This window comes from Bacteroidales bacterium, from assembly GCA_031276035.1.
Classification (GTDB): Bacteria; Bacteroidota; Bacteroidia; order Bacteroidales; family BM520; genus RGIG7150.
The window spans coordinates 302,909-322,078 of record JAISNV010000001.1 but is presented as its reverse complement, the minus strand read 5'-3'; the positions used below and the strand labels follow the sequence as shown (position 1 = coordinate 322,078).

General features: G+C 34.4%; 14 protein-coding genes. 6 read left to right on the top strand and 8 right to left on the bottom strand.

Going from position 1 to position 19,170, the window contains the following annotated elements; all coding sequences use genetic code 11:
- Positions 1-8 precede the first annotated feature (8 nt).
- The 5 genes from LBP67_01315 to frr all read left to right on the top strand — a co-directional run bounded on the left by LBP67_01315 (position 9) and on the right by frr (position 5,572).
- On the top strand, positions 9-413 hold the full coding sequence (locus LBP67_01315) for a hypothetical protein (protein MDR2083619.1): 405 nt from the start codon (positions 9-11) through the stop codon (positions 411-413).
- 101 nt (positions 414-514) lie between these two features.
- A complete protein-coding gene (locus LBP67_01310) occupies positions 515-736 on the top strand; it encodes a DUF2795 domain-containing protein (GenBank protein ID MDR2083618.1) in 222 nt (73 codons plus the stop codon).
- Between the two features lie 102 nt (positions 737-838).
- Positions 839-4,147: a preprotein translocase subunit SecA gene (gene secA / locus LBP67_01305; GenBank protein MDR2083617.1), complete on the top strand. Its 3,309-nt coding sequence runs from the start codon at positions 839-841 to the stop codon at positions 4,145-4,147.
- A gap of 144 nt (positions 4,148-4,291) precedes the next feature.
- The gene (gene pyrH / locus LBP67_01300; protein MDR2083616.1) at positions 4,292-4,990 is read left to right on the top strand and encodes a UMP kinase; all 699 of its coding nucleotides are present in this window, start codon (positions 4,292-4,294) and stop codon (positions 4,988-4,990) included.
- 18 nt (positions 4,991-5,008) lie between these two features.
- Complete coding sequence (frr, locus tag LBP67_01295) at positions 5,009-5,572, top strand: ribosome recycling factor (GenBank protein ID MDR2083615.1); 564 nt, start codon at positions 5,009-5,011, stop codon at positions 5,570-5,572.
- A 66-nt stretch (positions 5,573-5,638) separates the two neighbouring features.
- Here frr and LBP67_01290 read toward each other — a convergent pair whose 3' ends face one another.
- The 8 genes from LBP67_01290 to LBP67_01255 all read right to left on the bottom strand — a co-directional run bounded on the left by LBP67_01290 (position 5,639) and on the right by LBP67_01255 (position 18,541).
- Complete coding sequence (locus LBP67_01290) at positions 5,639-8,107, bottom strand: TonB-dependent receptor (GenBank protein ID MDR2083614.1); 2,469 nt, start codon at positions 8,105-8,107, stop codon at positions 5,639-5,641.
- A gap of 126 nt (positions 8,108-8,233) precedes the next feature.
- Complete coding sequence (locus LBP67_01285) at positions 8,234-10,213, bottom strand: M28 family peptidase (protein MDR2083613.1); 1,980 nt, start codon at positions 10,211-10,213, stop codon at positions 8,234-8,236.
- 93 nt (positions 10,214-10,306) lie between these two features.
- Entirely contained in the window at positions 10,307-13,219 is a 2,913-nt protein-coding gene (locus tag LBP67_01280; GenBank protein ID MDR2083612.1) for an insulinase family protein, read from the bottom strand.
- Between the two features lie 301 nt (positions 13,220-13,520).
- Entirely contained in the window at positions 13,521-14,252 is a 732-nt protein-coding gene (locus LBP67_01275; protein ID MDR2083611.1) for a class I SAM-dependent methyltransferase, read from the bottom strand.
- 28 nt (positions 14,253-14,280) lie between these two features.
- A complete protein-coding gene (locus tag LBP67_01270; protein ID MDR2083610.1) occupies positions 14,281-15,015 on the bottom strand; it encodes a hypothetical protein in 735 nt (244 codons plus the stop codon).
- 123 nt (positions 15,016-15,138) lie between these two features.
- A complete protein-coding gene (mnmA, locus tag LBP67_01265; protein ID MDR2083609.1) occupies positions 15,139-16,239 on the bottom strand; it encodes a tRNA 2-thiouridine(34) synthase MnmA in 1,101 nt (366 codons plus the stop codon).
- A 52-nt stretch (positions 16,240-16,291) separates the two neighbouring features.
- The gene (locus LBP67_01260; GenBank protein ID MDR2083608.1) at positions 16,292-17,578 is read right to left on the bottom strand and encodes a sugar MFS transporter; all 1,287 of its coding nucleotides are present in this window, start codon (positions 17,576-17,578) and stop codon (positions 16,292-16,294) included.
- Positions 17,579-17,650: 72 nt separating this feature from the next.
- Entirely contained in the window at positions 17,651-18,541 is an 891-nt protein-coding gene (locus tag LBP67_01255; protein ID MDR2083607.1) for a diacylglycerol kinase family lipid kinase, read from the bottom strand.
- Positions 18,542-18,642: 101 nt separating this feature from the next.
- Here LBP67_01255 and LBP67_01250 point away from each other — a divergent pair, with 101 nt between their 5' ends.
- Positions 18,643-19,167: an NUDIX hydrolase gene (locus tag LBP67_01250; protein ID MDR2083606.1), complete on the top strand. Its 525-nt coding sequence runs from the start codon at positions 18,643-18,645 to the stop codon at positions 19,165-19,167.
- Positions 19,168-19,170 lie beyond the last annotated feature (3 nt).

Sequence of the window (19,170 nt, the reverse complement as noted above, 5' to 3'; positions counted from 1 at the left end):
AGATTATTATGAAAACATTCACATCAAAGCCGATAATTGTTGAAAGACCCGCGGGGGCAATTTACGAGAGATTTTCGGATTTCAACAATTTCAGAGACATGTTGCCGCCTGATAAAATAGAACGGTTCGAATGTACAGCAACTGAATGTACATTTTCTATCAAAGGCGCACCCGATATTACTCTGGATATTATTGAGGCTATACCTGATAAAAAAATTGTTTACGGTACTAAGGATCAAAAACCGATTGATATTCAATTTGGTTTTGATATGCAACCTGTTTCGGAAAATTCTTCCGAATTAATTTTGTCTATAAATGCTAACGTTGACGGATTTATGGCGGCAATGATTGCTAAACCTCTTCAAAACCTTGTAGATACAATGGCAGAGAAGATTGAAAATAAGCAAGTTTAAATTTTTGTTAATCCGTTTGTTTTCTATTAAAAAAAAATTATTTTTGCAAAAAAAACGAATAGACCGATTAAGTCGGTTAATAAACAGTAAAACAGTTAATTATGTATTGGACATTGGAGTTGGCATCGAAGTTGGAAGATGCTCCTTGGCCCTGCACCCGGGAGGAATTAATAGATTATAGTATTCGTACAGGTGCACCGAAAGAGGTTATTGAAAATCTAACTGAAATGGAAGATGAGGGTGAAATTTATGAAAGTATCGAGGATATTTGGCCCGATTATCCAACCAAAGAAGATTTTTTCTTTCATGAAGATGAATATTAATATAAGATTGTAGAAGTCTGTATTAAAACAAGTTAAGAAGTTCGGGATTTATTCCCCGAACTTCTTATTAATAAAACGATTAATTAAATAAAATATAATATAATGGCCAGTTTTTTCAAAGATTTGTTTGGCACAAAATCAGATAGAGATATTAAATCAATAAAACCTATTGTAAATAAAATTAATAAGGAATTTGATACGATATCCCAGTTATCTCCCGATGAACTTAGAAAGCAAACAATTGAATTTAAAAAATATATCCGAGAATCAGGAAAAGAATATGAATCGAAGATTGCTGCAATAAAGCAAAAGATCAATGAAAATCCTGACATGGATGCTGATGGAAAAGAAAAACTTTACGATGAAATAGACAAGATAAAGGAGCAACTTAAAGAAAAACATAAGGAAGTTTTAGATGAGATTTTGCCGAAAGCTTTTGCAGTGATGAAGGCTACTGCTAAATTTTTTACTGAAAACACCGAAATTACCGTAAGTGCTACGGAAATGGATAGAGAACTTGCGGAGAAATTCGGTAATGTTAAGATATCCGGAGATAAAGCGATTTATTCAAATACCTGGATGGCAGGAGGTAATCCGACAACATGGAACATGATTCATTATGATGTACAGCTTTTTGGCGGCGTTGTGCTTCATCAAGGTAAAATTGCGGAAATGGCAACTGGAGAAGGAAAAACTTTGGTAGCTACTTTGCCGGTTTATCTGAATGCTCTTACAGGCAGAGGTGTACACATTGTTACCGTAAACGATTATCTTGCAAAACGTGACTCGGAATGGATGGGTGTTCTGTATCAATTTCATGGTCTTACTGTTGATTGTATTGATAAACATGAACCTAACTCGGAAGCCCGTAGAAATGCTTATAACAGTGATATTACTTTCGGTACAAATAACGAATTCGGTTTCGATTATCTTCGTGATAATATGACAAGTGATCCGGAAGAGCTCGTGCAACGCGACCATGTTTATGCAATCGTCGATGAGGTTGACTCCGTTTTGATTGATGATGCCCGTACTCCTTTGATTATTTCCGGTCCGACTCCAAAAGGCGACCAACAGGAATACGACCAATATAAACCTGCTATTAGAAAGTTATACGAAGCACAAAGAGCTGAAGTTACTAAATTTCTTGCCGAAGCAAAAAGACTTCTTGTTGATGAGGAACCGTCTAACGAAAATCAAAAACTCGGCGGAGAACTTTTACTTCGCGCACATAGAGGATTGCCGAAAAATCGTGCGTTGATCAAATATTTAAGTGAACCGGGTAAAAAAGTTCTTCTTCAAAAAACCGAAAATATCTACCTTCAAGAACAAGGTAAGAAAATGCATATAATTGATGATGAGCTTTTCTTTGTTATTGATGAGAAATCAAATACAATTGATATTACTGAAAAAGGTATGGAATTGTTGAATACTACGGTTGACGATCCTACTTTTTATATCATGCCCGATATCGGTTCCGATATGGCCGAATTGGAAAAATTAGAATTGCAACCGATAGAAAAAGCTGAGAAAAAGAATGAAATAATTCAGAATTATACAATCAAGGCGGAAAGAATTCACACCGTAAATCAATTATTGAAAGCTTATGCACTCTTCGAAAAAGATGTGGAATATGTTGTCATCGAGAATAAGATTAAGATTGTTGATGAGCAAACCGGACGTATCATGGAAGGTCGCAGATATTCCGACGGATTGCATCAGGCTATTGAAGCTAAAGAAGATGTAAAGGTTGAAGCTGCAACTCAAACGTATGCAACAATTACTTTACAGAATTATTTCAGAATGTATGAAAAGTTGGCCGGTATGACGGGTACCGCCGAAACGGAAGCCGGTGAATTCTGGAATATATACAAACTCGAAGTTGTTGTTATCCCGACGAATAGACAGATATCCCGCTTAGATCATGAGGATTTGGTTTATCGTACAAAACGCGAAAAATATAATGCCGTTACTGATGAGATTGAAAAAATTGTTGCCGAAGGTCGTGCCGTACTTGTGGGTACAACTTCCGTAGAAATTTCTGAGCTTCTCAGTAAATTACTTGCAAGAAAGAAGATTCCTCATAATGTGCTCAATGCGAAACTCCACCAAAAAGAGGCTGATATTGTTGCGGAAGCCGGTAAGAAAGGTACTGTTACTATTGCAACAAATATGGCTGGCCGTGGTACAGATATTAAGCTTGCTCCTGAAGTTCGTGATGCGGGCGGTCTCGCTATAGTTGGTACCGAGCGCCATGATTCACGCCGTGTCGACAGACAGTTGCGCGGTCGTGCCGGCCGTCAAGGTGATCCCGGAAGTTCCCAATTCTTTGTTTCTTTGGAAGATGACCTAATGAGGATGTTCGGATCCGAAAGAGTTGCTTCTATTATGGACAGGCTCGGATTGCAGGAGGGCGAAGTTATCCAACATTCAATGATTACAAAATCTATTGAACGTGCTCAAAAGAAAGTTGAGGAAAATAACTTCGGTATTAGAAAGAGATTATTGGAGTATGATGACGTAATGAGCGGCCAGAGGGATGTAATCTATAAAAAACGTAAGCATGCCCTTTTCGGAGAGCGACTGTCAATTGATATTTCCAATATGTTCTATGATGCAATTGAAACTATTGTTGATACCTTCCAAGCTTCAAATGATTTTGAAGGCTTTAAGATGGAATTATTAACTGTCACCGGAACAGAAACAAATATCACTCTTCAGGAATTTTCATCCCAACATGCGGATAAAGTTACTGAAATAGTTTTTGATCAAGTATATCAAAGTTATAAAGATAAATGTATTAACATTGCGGAAAAAGTTCTTCCTATTATCAAACATATTTCGGAAACTCAGCCGCAATACAAAAACATTATTATTCCTATTACCGACGGAAGAAAGCAGCGCGGTATTGTTGCAAATATTGCAAGATGTATTGAAAACCCGAATTATGAAATTCCTTTGTCGATTGAGAAGAGCGTTGTTTTAGGTTATATTGACGAAAACTGGAAAGATCAATTGAGAGAGATGGACGACCTTAAACAATCTGTCCAAAACGTTGTTTATGAACAGAAAGATCCTCTTTTGATTTATAAGTTGGAATCTTTTGAGTTGTTTAAAGCTATGATTCAAAAGACAAACAGAGAAGTTGTTTCTTTCTTACTAAGAGGTAATTTGCCTATGATGGAAGATAACAGTAATGTTCGTGAAGCTCAGAAAGTAAAAACCGCTAACAGACAACAGTTAAAGGAGGAAAGAAAAGACTTGTTGAGTCAGGCTCATTCCAACACTCAGGGACAGCAAAAACATCAACCCGTAAGAGTTGAGAAAAAGGTTGGCAGAAATGATCCTTGTCCTTGCGGCAGTGGTAAGAAATATAAGAATTGTCACGGACAATATCAGGATGTTGATTAGTTGATATGGTAATTGGTAAATATGCTGATTAGTTAAAGTGGTAAAAAGATAAAATGGAGAAAAGAAAAGGGTGAGATATCTCGTTTAGTCCGATGTAATACTCGAAATTCAAAACCCTAATCCCGGTACCCGAAACCAAATATTATGAAACGAATTCTTTTAAAACTCAGCGGTGAATCCCTAATGGGGAATTCTGCTTACGGACTTGATTCTACCGCTCTTGCGTATTATGCGGGAGAAATCAAGAAAATTGTCGATAAAAAAATTGAGCTTGGTATTGTTGTAGGCGGAGGAAATATTTTCAGAGGTGTTCAAGGTTCTTCTAAGGGTTTTGATAGAATTCAGGGTGATTATATGGGAATGCTTGCTACAACTATTAACTCCATTGCAATACAATCTGTATTATCGGAAATTGGGATTAAAACGAAATTAATGTCGGGGTTACCGATTGAGAGGGTAGCAGAAGCAATGTCGTCTAAACAAGCAATTGAGTATCTGGAAGAAGGTTTTGTTGTAATAATTTCCGGCGGTTCGGGAAATCCTTTTTTTACTACTGATACTGCTGCCGTTTTAAGAGCGCTTGAAATTAAGGCGAACGTAATAATTAAAGGAACTCGTGTTGACGGAGTTTATGATAAAGATCCGGAAAAATATAAAGATGCTGTGAAATATGATTCGGTAAGTTTTGATGAAGCTATTGAGAAAAATCTTAGAATTATGGATCAAACGGCATTTACACTATGTAAGGAAAACAATTTACCTATAATTGTTTTCGATGTTAATAAAGAAGATAATTTAGTGAAATTAGTTTCGGGTGAAAAGATCGGAACAATTGTTGAATAGTAAAAATATAAGAATATAATGGCAGAAGAAGTAAAAATAGTTTTAGATGAAGTAAAAGACGGTATGGAATCCGTAGTTAACTTCTTAAACAAAGAATTTCAGAAACTCAGAGCAGGAAAAGCATCTCCGGAGATGCTGGAAAGTGTAAAAGTCGAATGTTACGGTACGTTAATGCCTATCAGTCAGGTTGCTAATGTTAATGCTCCCGATGCAAAACAAATTATTGTTCAGCCGTGGGATAAAAATATGTTGGCTCCACTTGAAAAGGCGATTATGCAGGCAAACCTTGGATTTAATCCTGCAAATAACGGAGAAGTTCTCAGAATTCAAGTTCCTGCCTTAACGGAGGAGCGCCGTAAAGATATTGTTAAGAAAGCCCGTCAAGAAGCAGAACAAGCAAGGGTTAGCATCCGCAGTGTAAGAAAAAATGCTAATGATATGGCTAAAGAACTTAAAAACGAAGGTGTTCCTGAAGATGATATTAAGAAACTTGAAGAAAAAATCCAAGAATTCACTACTGAATATACAAAAAAGGTAGATAAATTATTGGAAACTAAGGAAGCCGAAATAATGACGGTTTAGTGAATTGATGTATTATTGCTGTGTTTTCTGTAATTCTAAACATAAAATGCAGACTCATAACCTATCTTATATTTCCGCATCTTCGTATCCGGTTGAAGTATTCACTTGGCGTTGAGATTTCTTAGTAGGATTCATATTACCGAATGCATAGGTAAGTGTTAAACTGAATGTTCTCCCGTTTCTCCAACTGCTGTATTCTTGTAAAAACCCGTCGCCGGAAGTAAATGTATGCCATTTTCTTGAATTTAAAATATCCCGCGCATTTATAGCAACACTAAACTTCTTGTCGAAGAAAGATTTTCTGAAACCCGCATCAAGTGCATAATTAGCTTCTTGAGTACCTTGGGCTACAATTCGTGGTGAGTTATAATTTCCGGTTATCTGTAAAGACATCGCATAAGGAAATACAAAATTTGCGATTAAACGGGCATTCCATGTGAAACCTTTACTTTCTTCACCGATTACCGGTTCAGGAATTCCCTCCGCTTCGTAAGTAAATCCTTCGAGTTTACTGTAAAATAAATTTACGGTGGAAGTTAAATTAAAGAATTTAAAAAATTCGTTTTTGGCAACAAGCTCTATACCTGCGCTTTGCATGCTTGAAATGTTTACAAAAGTACTTTTCATCACCTGATCGTCTCGATATCTGATCCTTTGAATTACATTGTTTACATCTCTATACCATCCGGATAAAGAAATTGTATGATTTTCCCAACTTTTTATATAATTAAGTTCAAAAGAATTTGAAAATTCAGGTTGAAGCAAGGGATTACCAAAAGAAATATTTGCCGTATCGGTAATATTAATGAAAGAATTTAAATGATGCCCGCGGGGACGGGAAATTCTGCGGGTGTAATTAACCTGGATTTCATGACCTTTCGGTAATTCGTATGTTAAGAATACGCTGGGAAATAAACTCAGGTAATCCTTAAAATAATATTCAATATTTTCTTCTATTTCGCTATATTCCAGTGATTTTGTATTAATGCCGGTATATTCTCCGCGTAACCCGATATTATATCCGAATTTATTTATTCTTCCCGAGTAAGTTGCATATAAAGCGTGAACATCAAGGTTATATATAAATCTATTGTATAGATCCGGATCGAAAACAGCGTTTTCCGGAGTTGATCCTGAAAAAGTTTCTACAGGACTATTTTCTCTTCCGAAAGAACTTTTATAACCGGCTTCAAGTTTTGAATTTTTAGTAAATCTGTTTACATAATCAACCTGTAATTCATAGCTGTTATTATTTATATCACTTGTTTGATTTTGATACGATGAATATGAACTGCCGGACTCAAAATAAGAATTTTGAAAATAATCACTGTTTCTGTTCATCTTCCATGCATTAGCAGAAACCGAAGCGTCAAGAGTACTGTTTTCATTAAATTCATGCTTATAACTCAACATTACGTTTCCGCCAAGATTATTATTATCTGTTGTAGCAGTACGCTGACTTGTGGAATACATGCCCGGAACATTACTTGTGTAATCATTAATGCTTTCTCTTTCTCCGGAGCCGTACATTCCGAAAACATCAAAATAGAAATAATCTTTTTTAGTCGGTCTGTAGGTTACTCCCGCGCGTGCGAATAAACCGTTATTATAATTGGTGGAAGTAGCATCTTGATTAATATAAGACAATTCGTTTCCTTCCTCATCTGTATTTGTTCTGTAAGTATATTCTTCGCCTTCGCCTGCCCTGCGCCTGAAACCAACATTTGCATAAGCTTCCCATTTTCCTTTGTTGAAATTAATATTTGCACTGGCATTATATCCCAATTTAGAATCTATTCCGGCTTGTACGCTTCCGTAGTAACCTGCTTTTCTATCTTGTTTTAAAATGATATTAATGATTCCTGAAGTTCCTTCTGGACTATATTTGGCAGACGGATTGGTTATCACTTCAATTCTTTCGATACTTTCGGCAGGAAGTTGTTCCAGTATTTGAGATCTGTTATCGGAGGATAACCCGGATTCTTTGCCGTTAATCCAAACAGTTACGTTTGTACTTCCTCTCAAAGATATTTCGCCTTCATTATCTACTTCCACAGAAGGGATGTTGCTGAGTACTTCGCTGGCGGAACCGCCGGCAGAAGCAATATTCTGATCAACATTAAAAACTTTCTTATCTATTTCAAAACGCATTTGAGAGGCCTGTGCAACGATTTCAGCACCTTCAATTTCTACAGAAGTTTCGGCAATTTCGATTCTTCTAAGATTAATAGTCTTATTATCACTGATAGTAACCTGTCTTTCAATGGTTTCATATCCCAAATAAGTAATCCTGATGATATAGCTGTTATTAGCTAATTCACCGATATAAAATTCGCCGGTTTGATCCGTTACCGTTCCTGTAAGAGGCGATTCAACACCTTGTTTCCAAATTCCAACCGTAACAAACTCAAGAGGTCTTCCGGTCTTTGCATCGACTATAGAACCCTTGATGCCTCCGCCGTCTTCAATAATATCGGCAAAAGCAAACATAGGAATAAAGAAGAATATCAAGTAAAGAAAAAAATGTTGTCGCATGATCTGATTTATTATAAATTCACGCGAAAGTACAAAAAGAAGGCAATACAGTGATTATTAGATATAATGATTTATGAAATATTAACTAATAGATAAAAGATGGTTTAAAGTTATTACTTAAACCTATTATTCGATTAGTATTTTCTTTGCAATACTGTTTTTACCTGTGTTGATTTTTACAAAATACATTCCGCTGTTTAAATGCTTTAAATCTAATTTTCCGTCTTTAAAATTATTAATTTCATAAACTTTTATTCCCGAAAGATTATAAACAGCAATATTATACTCTTTATTCAAACTTGTAAGAATATTAAATTCCCCATTTGATGGATTTGGGAAAATATTAATATCTTCGAATTTTAATATTTCATAAGTTTCAACAGCTTGCCCGGGCGATGAATAATCAATCGAAAGATTATCAATGTAAATTTTTTTAATAAAGTTCCAATCTTCTGCCCCCGATGATTCGAGTCTAAACCTTATTTGGACAAAATCATTATCGATATAATCATTTAATGATATTTCATATAATTTCCATTGCGCTTGTGCTCCATTTAATTTTAACAGCTTATCCCATCTTTTTCTGTCGGTAGTAACTTCAACGAAAAGATTTGAATTGTGCCAGATTCCGGAAATCGTTCCGCGATAATAGAAATTTAAATTAATATCCGTAATTGTATTAGGAATTGAAAACCATCGTAATTCCACTAATGTTAAATAATTATCCGGAAGATATGATGATATATTTGTTATACAAAAATTACCGGACTGGGGAGAAGCTCCGTATAAATTCCACTCTTCATCGTTAAAACGAAAATCCATCAAATCATCTTCAGATTCAAAATTATTATAATAGGGTAGGACTAATGTTTCTGAGATTTTAGCTGCATCATGATTAGATTCTCCACTTTCTATGTTATCATTTCTGATTCCAATAACATAATATTCATATTCGATCCCTTGAACAACATTCTCATCAATATAAAAATTTTCATCAAGTTCGGCAATTAAAAGATTATCTTTAAATAATTTATATGAAGAATTATCTGCCTCATCCCAACTTAGAAAAATATTGTTTTCGGAAGGAATTGCCGCAAAATTTTGTGGTGGTAAATATCCGTTTGCAAGTTCGATAGTGGCTGCGGTAACGGCTTTAACAAAAGCTTCAGCAAGTGGGAAGCTATTTACGCCATTTCCGATTGTGTCGCACAATTCATGATAACAAGGATGAAGTTCATGATATTCAGTATCGCCAATATATAAGGCGGGGTATTCATAAATATTAAAAGGCATGTGATCGCCGCCGTAACTATCGCCTGCGGTAAATCTAAAAGTAGGTACGTCCGGAACATAAATGTTGGCGACCTTGTAATAATATTCCCATAATTGTTGGGAAATAGGAGATGAGCCGCTACTCATAGTTATATCTCCCATTCCTTCAGGAAAGAAACCGATCATATCATAATTAAAAACGCCGAGAATGTTTAAATTTTCCATAGCACATTTCTGAGCGAAAGGCATGCTTCCTACCATCCAATATTCTTCGGCATTAAAAGGAACATACATTATTGTACGTTCTAATTCGTATTGACTTAATATTCTTGCCGTTTCAAGAACACCTGCCGTACCGGAAGCATTATCATCGGCGCCGGGGCCGTCGGGATGGTCGTAATGAGATGAAACAATAATTATTTCATCGGGATATTTTGAGCCGTATTGAATTGCTACAACATTCCCGGCATCTAAAGTGTCGCCATTACAATATTGTTCCGTGCAATAACCCAAATAATTATCTCCGCAAGGGAAAAAATGAATATAAGTTTCAAGACCTAATGATTCAAACCTCTCAATAAGCCAATTCTGAGTTTGCAATGCTTCTGTAGATTGAGCATCTCTGCATTCCAAGTTTTGCATCCAGCGGATATCATTTTCTAAGTTTATTGTATCAACCAGATTAATTATATCAATTATCTCCTGATTAGCTTGAATAATATTCGGATAAGTTTGTAAGCGATTACCCTTGTTATTAATATTAAGATTAAAATTTTGCCCGAAAATAAAATTGCACGAACAAATAAATAGTAGAGAAATAAATAGGTTTTTCATGACAAAATAGGTTTATTTTACAATAATTTTAATACGGTTTTATGAGATTAATTTTTAAATTCTATAAGATAAACATATTTAAAGATATATATTTTAATACCCGAAAATATCTTCTTTGCTCAAAGTCTTCACTGAACCCAAAGATTTCAATTTATCTAAATGTAAATCACTTTGACGACCTAACACACAATAAGTGTATTTTCTGTTTTTGATATTTTCTTGTTGATATTTTACAACATCATCAAGAGTTAATTTCTGAAAGTTTTCATAGTAATATTGTCTTCTGTCGAAATCAAAGCCCAATTCTTTTGCTCTTAAATAATTCCACAGTACATTCATCTTTGTTACACGCTGCGTTTCGTAATTACTTAACAATCCTTGTCTTGCAATGTCAAATGCAACTTCGCTTGCCGGCATGTTATTAATAATATCATCAAAAGCTTCAATTGCATCATTGAACTTATCATTCTGAGTTGCGATAAAAGCTTGGAAAGTGTAAGTATCGTTGAGGTCTTTTGGAGAAATCATATAAGCATAGGCAGAATATGCCAATCCGCGGGCTTCACGCATTTCCTGGAAAACAATAGCATTCATTCCGCCGCCGAAATATTCGCTGTATAACAGAATAATAGGTTCTTTACTTAAATCATACTTTTCGCCTTTATTGGAAATTTGTGCATAACGAATCTGGTTCGCATCGTATTCTACCAATAAAGTCGAATTGGTTTCGGTTTGTAAAGGATAATATTTTACTTCTGCCGGAACCTGTTTTAAATTTTCTTTAACGAAAATATTTTTGTTAATTGTTGCAAGCAATTCGTGTTCGGTAGAAGGGCCATAATACAGGGTTTTATACTCATATCCCAGCAACTCGTCAATTAACTTAAGTAATTCGTCAGATGATGTAGCTTCAATTTCTTCATTAGTTAAGGTTGTTGCGGTTACGTAATCTTTCCCATACATTGCGTAATTACGTAAAGCGGAGAAATTCGTGTTTTGGTTGAGTTTCGAGTCGCTTCGACTTTTATATAAATCGGCTTTTAGATTTTTGAGAGCTTCTTCATTGGGTTGAATATCATTAATAAAATCATTGAAAAGTTTTATAGCTTTCGGCATGTTTTCATTTAAACCGGAGAAACTTATATAACATTCATTTTCGGAATAAGATATTGAGAAACCGCAGGCAATATCATAAAATGCTTTATTTAGTTCTTCCAAAGACATTGTAGATGAACCGAGGTATTTCAGGTAGTCTGCTGCAATGCTTAATTTTGGAATTTCATTTGTGCCGAATTTATATCTGTAATATAAATTAAATAAATCCGTAGTTTTATTATGTTTGTATAGCACTTCCATTTTATTATTGTCTTTAGAAATGCTGAGGTCTTTATTAAAATCAAGAAATACCGGAGTAATTGGATTGGCTTGGAAGGCTTTTATTTCTTCGAGAAAAGCGCTTGCGGCATCTCTATTTGTTGCTATCGGGGTAATTTCCGGTTTTGCAATCTTCTGCTCGTTCGGATCTTTGCCTTCACGTTTGTAAACCACTACATAATTATTGTCTTTGATATTTTTATTTGCATAGTTGATAATATCTTGTTTTGTGATTTTACTTATTCTGTCGTAATATTCGACTTCGTCTTTCCATTCGATATCATTAATGAAGCTTGTTACAAAAGCGTTGGCACGACCTCTGTTCGTATCGTACTGCCTTTGTGTACTTAGTTTCCAATTTGATATGATGGAAGAAATCAGATTTTCGTCAAATTCACCATTCCTAAGTTTCTCTACTTCAGCAAGCAGAAGATCTCTCACTTCTTCAAGAGTTTGACCGCCTTTAGGTCTTGCTGTCAAACTTATCATCCCGTAATCCGTCATACAGTATCCCGAAGCCCAAGCAGAAAGCACTTTTTGAGTTTGTTTTAAATTAACATCTATCAATCCGGCTTTTCCGTTGGATAATAAAGCTCCTATTAATTCAACAATAATAGCGTCATTACTTTTGGCGCCATCCGTTCTCCATGCAATTTGAATAACTTCCGCATCTAAACCGTAAACTTCTTTAATAACAGGTTTTTCGATAGGTTTTTCCGGTTCGAAATTTAATTTAGGAAGATTATTATTCGGCTGCATATCTCCGAAATATTTATCAATGATTTCAATCATTTCATCAGGATTAAAATCACCGGCAAGACAAATTGCCATGTTATTAGGCACATAATATGTTCTGTAATAATTTTTGATATTCTTTATTGACGGGTTTTTAAGATGTTCTTGTGTGCCGAGAACAGTTTGTTGTCCGTACGGATGTTTGGGATATAATCCTTGCAACATTGCTTCATAAGCTTTTCTGCTATCATTTGTCAATGACATATTCTTTTCTTCATAAACAGTTTCAAGCTCAGTATGGAAACCTCTGATAACATTGTTTTTGAAACGATCCGATTGTATTTTTGCCCAATTTTCAATTTGATTACTTGGAATATCTTCCGTATAAACAGTTCTGTCGAAACTTGTTGAAGCATTTGTACCGCTTGCGCCTATTGCAGCCATTAATTTGTCGTATTCATTAGGAATGGCAATCTTGGATGCTTCGAAACTGATACTGTCTATTTTCTTATAGATTTCTTTACGTTCATTTTCGTCTGTAGTGTTTCTGTAAACATCAAACAGCGCTTCGATTTCATCAAGCAAAGGTTTTTCAGTTTCATAATTTTGCGTGCCGAATAGTTCAGTTCCTTTAAACATAAGATGTTCGAAATAATGTGCTAAACCTGTGGTTTCGGCAGGATCGTTTTTTCCTCCTACTTTAACGGCAATATAAGTTTGAATACGCGGTTGCTCGTCGTTAATTGACATGTAAACCTTGAGGCCGTTATCTAAAGTATAGATTCTTGTTTTTAGCGGATCGTTTTTAACCGTTTCATAAGGATATTTTTCATTTATGCAAGAAAATGCAATAACAAGAATAAATGAAAGAAGAAATAGTTTGAGGAAGTTTTTCATAAAATTATATTTTTATTGTTTAATGCGGATTATTTAAAAGAGCTAAGATAATTTATATTACAAGGGTAATATAAATTTATTAATAATCTTGATTGCAAATATAATTAATTATGGAAAATAAAAAAAATGTTAAGAAGAAATTAAGGTTAAAATTTATAAAATGTGCTTAATGCCGGATATATTGGCGAAGCGATGGTTTTCAAATACTTCCTACGTGATGATGTTCTTATAAATTTACATTACCGTTTATGCGGAGGTGATAATGTTTATATTTAAACAATATGATTGTTGGATATTGTTTTTATTTTTCTGCGGAAATCAACAACATCATCGGGCGACGTAATTCATCTTGCATTTCCGATAATTCGTTCAACATTTTTTCGCTTGGTTTAGGTTCGTTAATTTCTTTGATTTTAAAACCTTGTTTGAGTAAACCGCTTAAATACGTGGTCAAAGTTCTATGATATTTAATAATATTTTCTCCTAAAAATACAGCTTCTCTTTTTCCTTCCATGAAATAATTGTCAACAGGCCAAAACAATTTTTCTCCATTATCTCCATATATCCAATCCTGACTGCCGAATGCCGTAAAAACCGGATGTTCGACCGTGAAAATAAAATTCCCGTTAGGTTTAAGCCATTTATAAACATTTTGATTTATAATATCAAGTGATTCAATATAGTGAAAAGTTAAAGAACTAAGTACAATATCAAATTTTTCAGCAGGGTAGTCAACTTCTTCAAGAGCTTTTTTTATATAATCAATACCTTTCAGATTATTAATTTTCCTTGCTTCTTTAAGCATATTTCCGGAAATATCAATTCCGATTACCGACTTTGCTCCGTTTTCCATTGCGTACCGGCAATGCCAACCAAATCCGCAACCTAAATCCAGAACTTCTTTTCCAGTAAAATCTGGTAACATTTCCTTGAGAATATACCATTCGCCGGCACCTTCAAGACCTTTCAGGGAACGGTTCATTTTTTTATATTGCTCAAAAAATACTGACTCGTCATATTTATTTTCTTTCATTTGACCATAAAAATTAAATTTTTTATAACTAAATATCTTCTTCCTCAAATTCTTTTATGAACTCAATAGGTTTTTCTTTAAGTTTCATGATGTGATTATTATTCGTAGAATTACCTTTAATTATTCCGATAACGATATAACCTGTATGCGGTACAAATGAATAAGGCCCAGGAGCGTGATATTTATATTTGTTATTCTTAAAATAGTAATCAAAATCGCTCAGATATTCAGTTGCTTTTGTTAAAAAGGCATCTTCAACATCGGCAAGTGATTCGCTTCCTGCTCCTTTCGCTACTATTGAATAAGTTGCTGAATCTAATTTGTGTATATTAAAAGTAATATTAAAGTATTTTACTTTCTTGTAAGAGTCATTTTTTTTGTATTTAAGACGTTTCTCTAACAATGAATTAAGGCCTTCTGATATTTTCTTATATTCATTTATCTTAACGTTAAAAAATGAAATATTTTTTGTTATTTCATTCAATCTATTACCAGTTGAATCATACAGAGCTAATGAAAATGACTTCAATTCATCATAATTATCATGAGATGTTGTATTATACTTAATAAGTAAATCATAATAATGGTTCGATTTTTCAGGTTGATAATCAATGAAACTATCATATCCATTATTTGTCAATATATCATTTATCATTAAATCATAATCTCCAGAAGTCGTATTGTTAAAATCAATTTTAATTCTGTTTTGGCAAAATGAATATGTATAAATACATAAAAACAATAAAATAAATTTAATTTTCATATTATATTTTTTTGATTACCTTCTGTTTATATATTGACAATTTCCTCGCTGCTGACGCAAAACTTAAATAAGACGAACTTCAGATATCAGATATAGGTATGATAAAGAATAATCAACACATTATCATAGTAATTCGCAAAAATAACCGGCACTTTCAATTATCCCGCCACCAATTAGGTTATCGTTTTCATAAAATACAACACTTTGTCCGGGAGTAATTGACTCAACAGGTTCGAAAAATTCTATTAGAAGTTTTCCATTCTCTAAATTTTTAAACTTGGCAAGCGAACTTTTGCTTCTATATCTTACACGTGTTTGAAATTCGTTACCATCTTCAATATTTTCGTACTTCATCAGATTAATTTGTGATGCAATAACTTCGGTTCCGAACAATTCTTCCTTCGAACCCAAAATAACTTCATTTCGTTCCTTGTCAAGTCTGATAACATACATTGGAGTGCCGAGAGCAATTCCGAGACCTCTTCGCTGTCCGATTGTATAATTATATAATCCGATGTGCTTCCCGAGAATCCTTCCGTTTGTATCTACAAAATTCCCTTCTTTCCCGTAAATGCTTATGTTTTCAACATTTTCACTTAAGAATTTTCTATAGTCGTTATCAGGAATAAAACAAATCTCTTGACTTTCCTTTTTTTCCGATAATATTTTAAATCCGTTTTCCGAAGCAATTTCCCGGACATCTTGTTTTTTCAGATTTCCCAAAGGAAAAATTGTTCTTGAAAGTTGTTCCTGAGATAATCGCCACAAAAAATAGGTTTGATCTTTTGCCTGATCTATCCCTTTTTTCAGAAAATATCTGTTTTTTTCATTGACGATATTTGCGTAATGACCGGTTGCAATATATTTGCAATTAAGCTTATCGGCGAGTTTTAGAAGCAATCCCCATTTTATTGTAAAATTACAAAGAGCGCACGGATTCGGAGTTCTTCCGTTTAAATATTCTTCAACAAAATCCGAAATAACAATATCTTTAAATTCTTTTCGAACATCAAGAACATGATGTTCGAATCCGAGTTGTTTCGCTAAATTCTTTGCATCGTTAGCAGCATTTAAATTACCGCAGACTTTACTGCCTTCATCATTTGTTATATCGAAAGCCGTGAAAGTAACTCCAACGAGATCATAACCTTCTCGCATTAATAATATTGAAGCAACACTGCTGTCGATACCTCCGCTCATTGCCATCAGTACTTTGTCTGCCATGTTAAATCGATATACTAATTAATGAATATATAATATCAAACACTTTTTATTCTTAGACTTTATTTCGCCCTATTTTCCAACCGTAAACGGCAAAGAAAAGAATTATCAGATAGCAAGGAATCATAATCCAATATGCGGTTTGACGGGTGAAAACATCTGCGAGTGCGCCGTATATCGGAGGTAATATTGCGCCGCCGGCAATTGCCATGATTAGGAATGCCGACGCTAATTTCGTGTGACTGCCCAAGCCGTCTAATGATAGAGGCCAGATTGCTGGCCACATTATTGCGTGTGTGAAACTTAAAAGTACAACACAGATGATGGAAGGAAGTCCTTTTAATAAGACAGCCGCAATAACTAATATAATTGCGAGACAAGTCTGGAAAATCAAGGCTTTGCGCTGGTCAATATATTTCGGGATTAAAACAATTGCGAGTAAATAGCCGATTGTGAGTGCAACGAGACTTGCAGTTCCGAAATATTTGGATTGATCAATTGTATAACCGAGTTCTTGTCCGTACAGATTGAGAGAATCAATAGCAATAACTTCAACGCCGACATAGAAGAAAAGTGCAATAACACCTAAAATCATGTAAGGATATTTGTAAATCGGTTTGCTGGAACTTTTAACTTCTTCGGATTCTTCTATTTCAATATTCGGTAATTTTGAGAAATTAACCATTATGGCAAGTATAAACAAAATGACGGCCATTACGATATACGGAATGATAACATTCCGAGCAAGTTGATCAAGAAGGGCGGTTTTTTCAATTAATTGATTGGCATTGAGAATAATTCCGCTTTCTTCCAAGTTTTTGAAAACATTTATTTCTTCAATGATATGTGAAGTTCCGCCGAACAGAAGGCTCGAAAGCAATAAAATACCTATCATTCCGGCAACTTTATTACAAATTCCCATGATACTCATTCTCCGTGCTGCCGACTCAATCGGTCCCAGTATAGTAACATACGGATTGGCTGCCGTTTGCAACAATGACAAACCGACTCCTTGTGTAAATAATGCAATAAGGAATACAAAATAACTTCTGCTTGTTGCCGCCGGAATAAATATAAGCGAACCTACCATTATTATTATTAATCCCAATGAAATTCCTTTAGAATAACCTGTTTTGTTCAGTACGTAAGAGGAGGGAATTGCCATGAAGAAATAGGCAATATAAAATGCTGAAGTTACCCACCATGCTTGAAAGTCTGTAAGCTCGCATGCCAGTTTTAAAAAAGGAATTAATACATTGTTCAGCCAGGTTACAAAGCCGAAAATAAAAAACAATACGCCTATTATCGTCATATAATAAGCGTTTTTATTAGAATTTTTCATATAAATGTAGTTTTATTTTTATAGTCTTCAACTTTCATGTAATTTTACCATTGCCCATTTATTTTTTCCTTTTTACGGTACAATAATTTTCAACGAATGTGGAAAATTCTCTAATACAATTTCTTCTCCGATATCAAAAGATTCGCCGTCAACATTTATACAAGTGTCTTTGCTTGTCAATTTTATCTTTTTAGCTTTATAATCCTTCACATAATTTGAATAATAAACAGTATTTGTCCATAGCATTTGTGAAACAAAAGGAAGAATAACAAGGGGAATCTTTTTCGCGATACTGATATCAATATATCCGTCGGTTATGGATGCATCAGGTGCTATTGCCGCATTATATCCGTATTGATTTGAATTGGCAAAGCTTATCAATAAAGCTTTTGTGTCTATTTCTTTTTTATTGTCAAGAACCAATTTATAATCTTTTGGTTTATATGAAGGATAATCGGAAACAATTATATCCATATAAGAGTTAAAACCTCTGGTTTCGGTTTTGGAAAACTTTTGAGCTACTAAAGCATCGAAACCGATACCTGCAATACTGGTATAAAATCTTTCAAAATTATTATTGGAACTGATTTTTATAGTGTCAATATCAATGGTTTTACAGTTATTTATCACATTTAATGAGCGAACAATACCCAAAGGAATTTTTAAAAAACGAGCTAATCCGTTTCCGGAGCCAACAGGTATTATTCCTAATGGAATATTGGTTCCGATTAAAGCATTTGCAACATCATTTATTGAACCGTCGCCTCCGGCAACAACAATAATATCTATTCCGTCTTTTACGGCTTGCTCGGCAATTAACATTCCATGATGTGCATATTCAGTACAAACAATACTATACTCGAACTTACTTTTATCAATATGTGAATCTATTTTATTAATTATAGCCTTTTGCTTTCCTGTGCCTGAGATAGGATTGATAATGAATAGAATTTTTTCTGTCATGCAGCTTTAATGAAAATTAGGTGCAAATATAAGATTCTTTTATATAATTTTAAAATTGATTTATATAAATAATTTATAACTTTGCCCATTATTAATTTTATATGCAAGCCAAATATTGTTATCGGTTTCCGCACCCTTCGGTTACATCTGATTGTGTTGTGTTTGCGTTCGACGGAAAGGAATTATTTGTATTGCTGATTGAACGCGGTAATGAGCCTTATAAAGGTTATTGGGCTTTTCCGGGCGGATTTATGGAGATTGATGAACCTGCTGAAAATACTGCAGTCCGTGAGCTAAAGGAAGAAACAGGGCTTTCCATTTCGAAAATCCAGCAACTGCAAGCTTTCTCTGCCGTGCATAGAGATCCGAGGGAAAGGGTAGTGTCTATAATTTTCTATTCTTTAATGAAATTCAAAGATCGGAATGTAAGTGGCTGTGATGATGCTACAAAAGCTCAATGGTTTAAAATCAATAATTTACCCAAACTTGCTTTTGATCATGATAAAGCATTTATAATGATCAAACACAGATTAAAAACAAAGTTGCAATTTGAACCTGAGGATACGGAATATCATGAAGATCCTTTCTCCTCCGAAGAAATTAACAAGATAATATCAATTTTATAAATT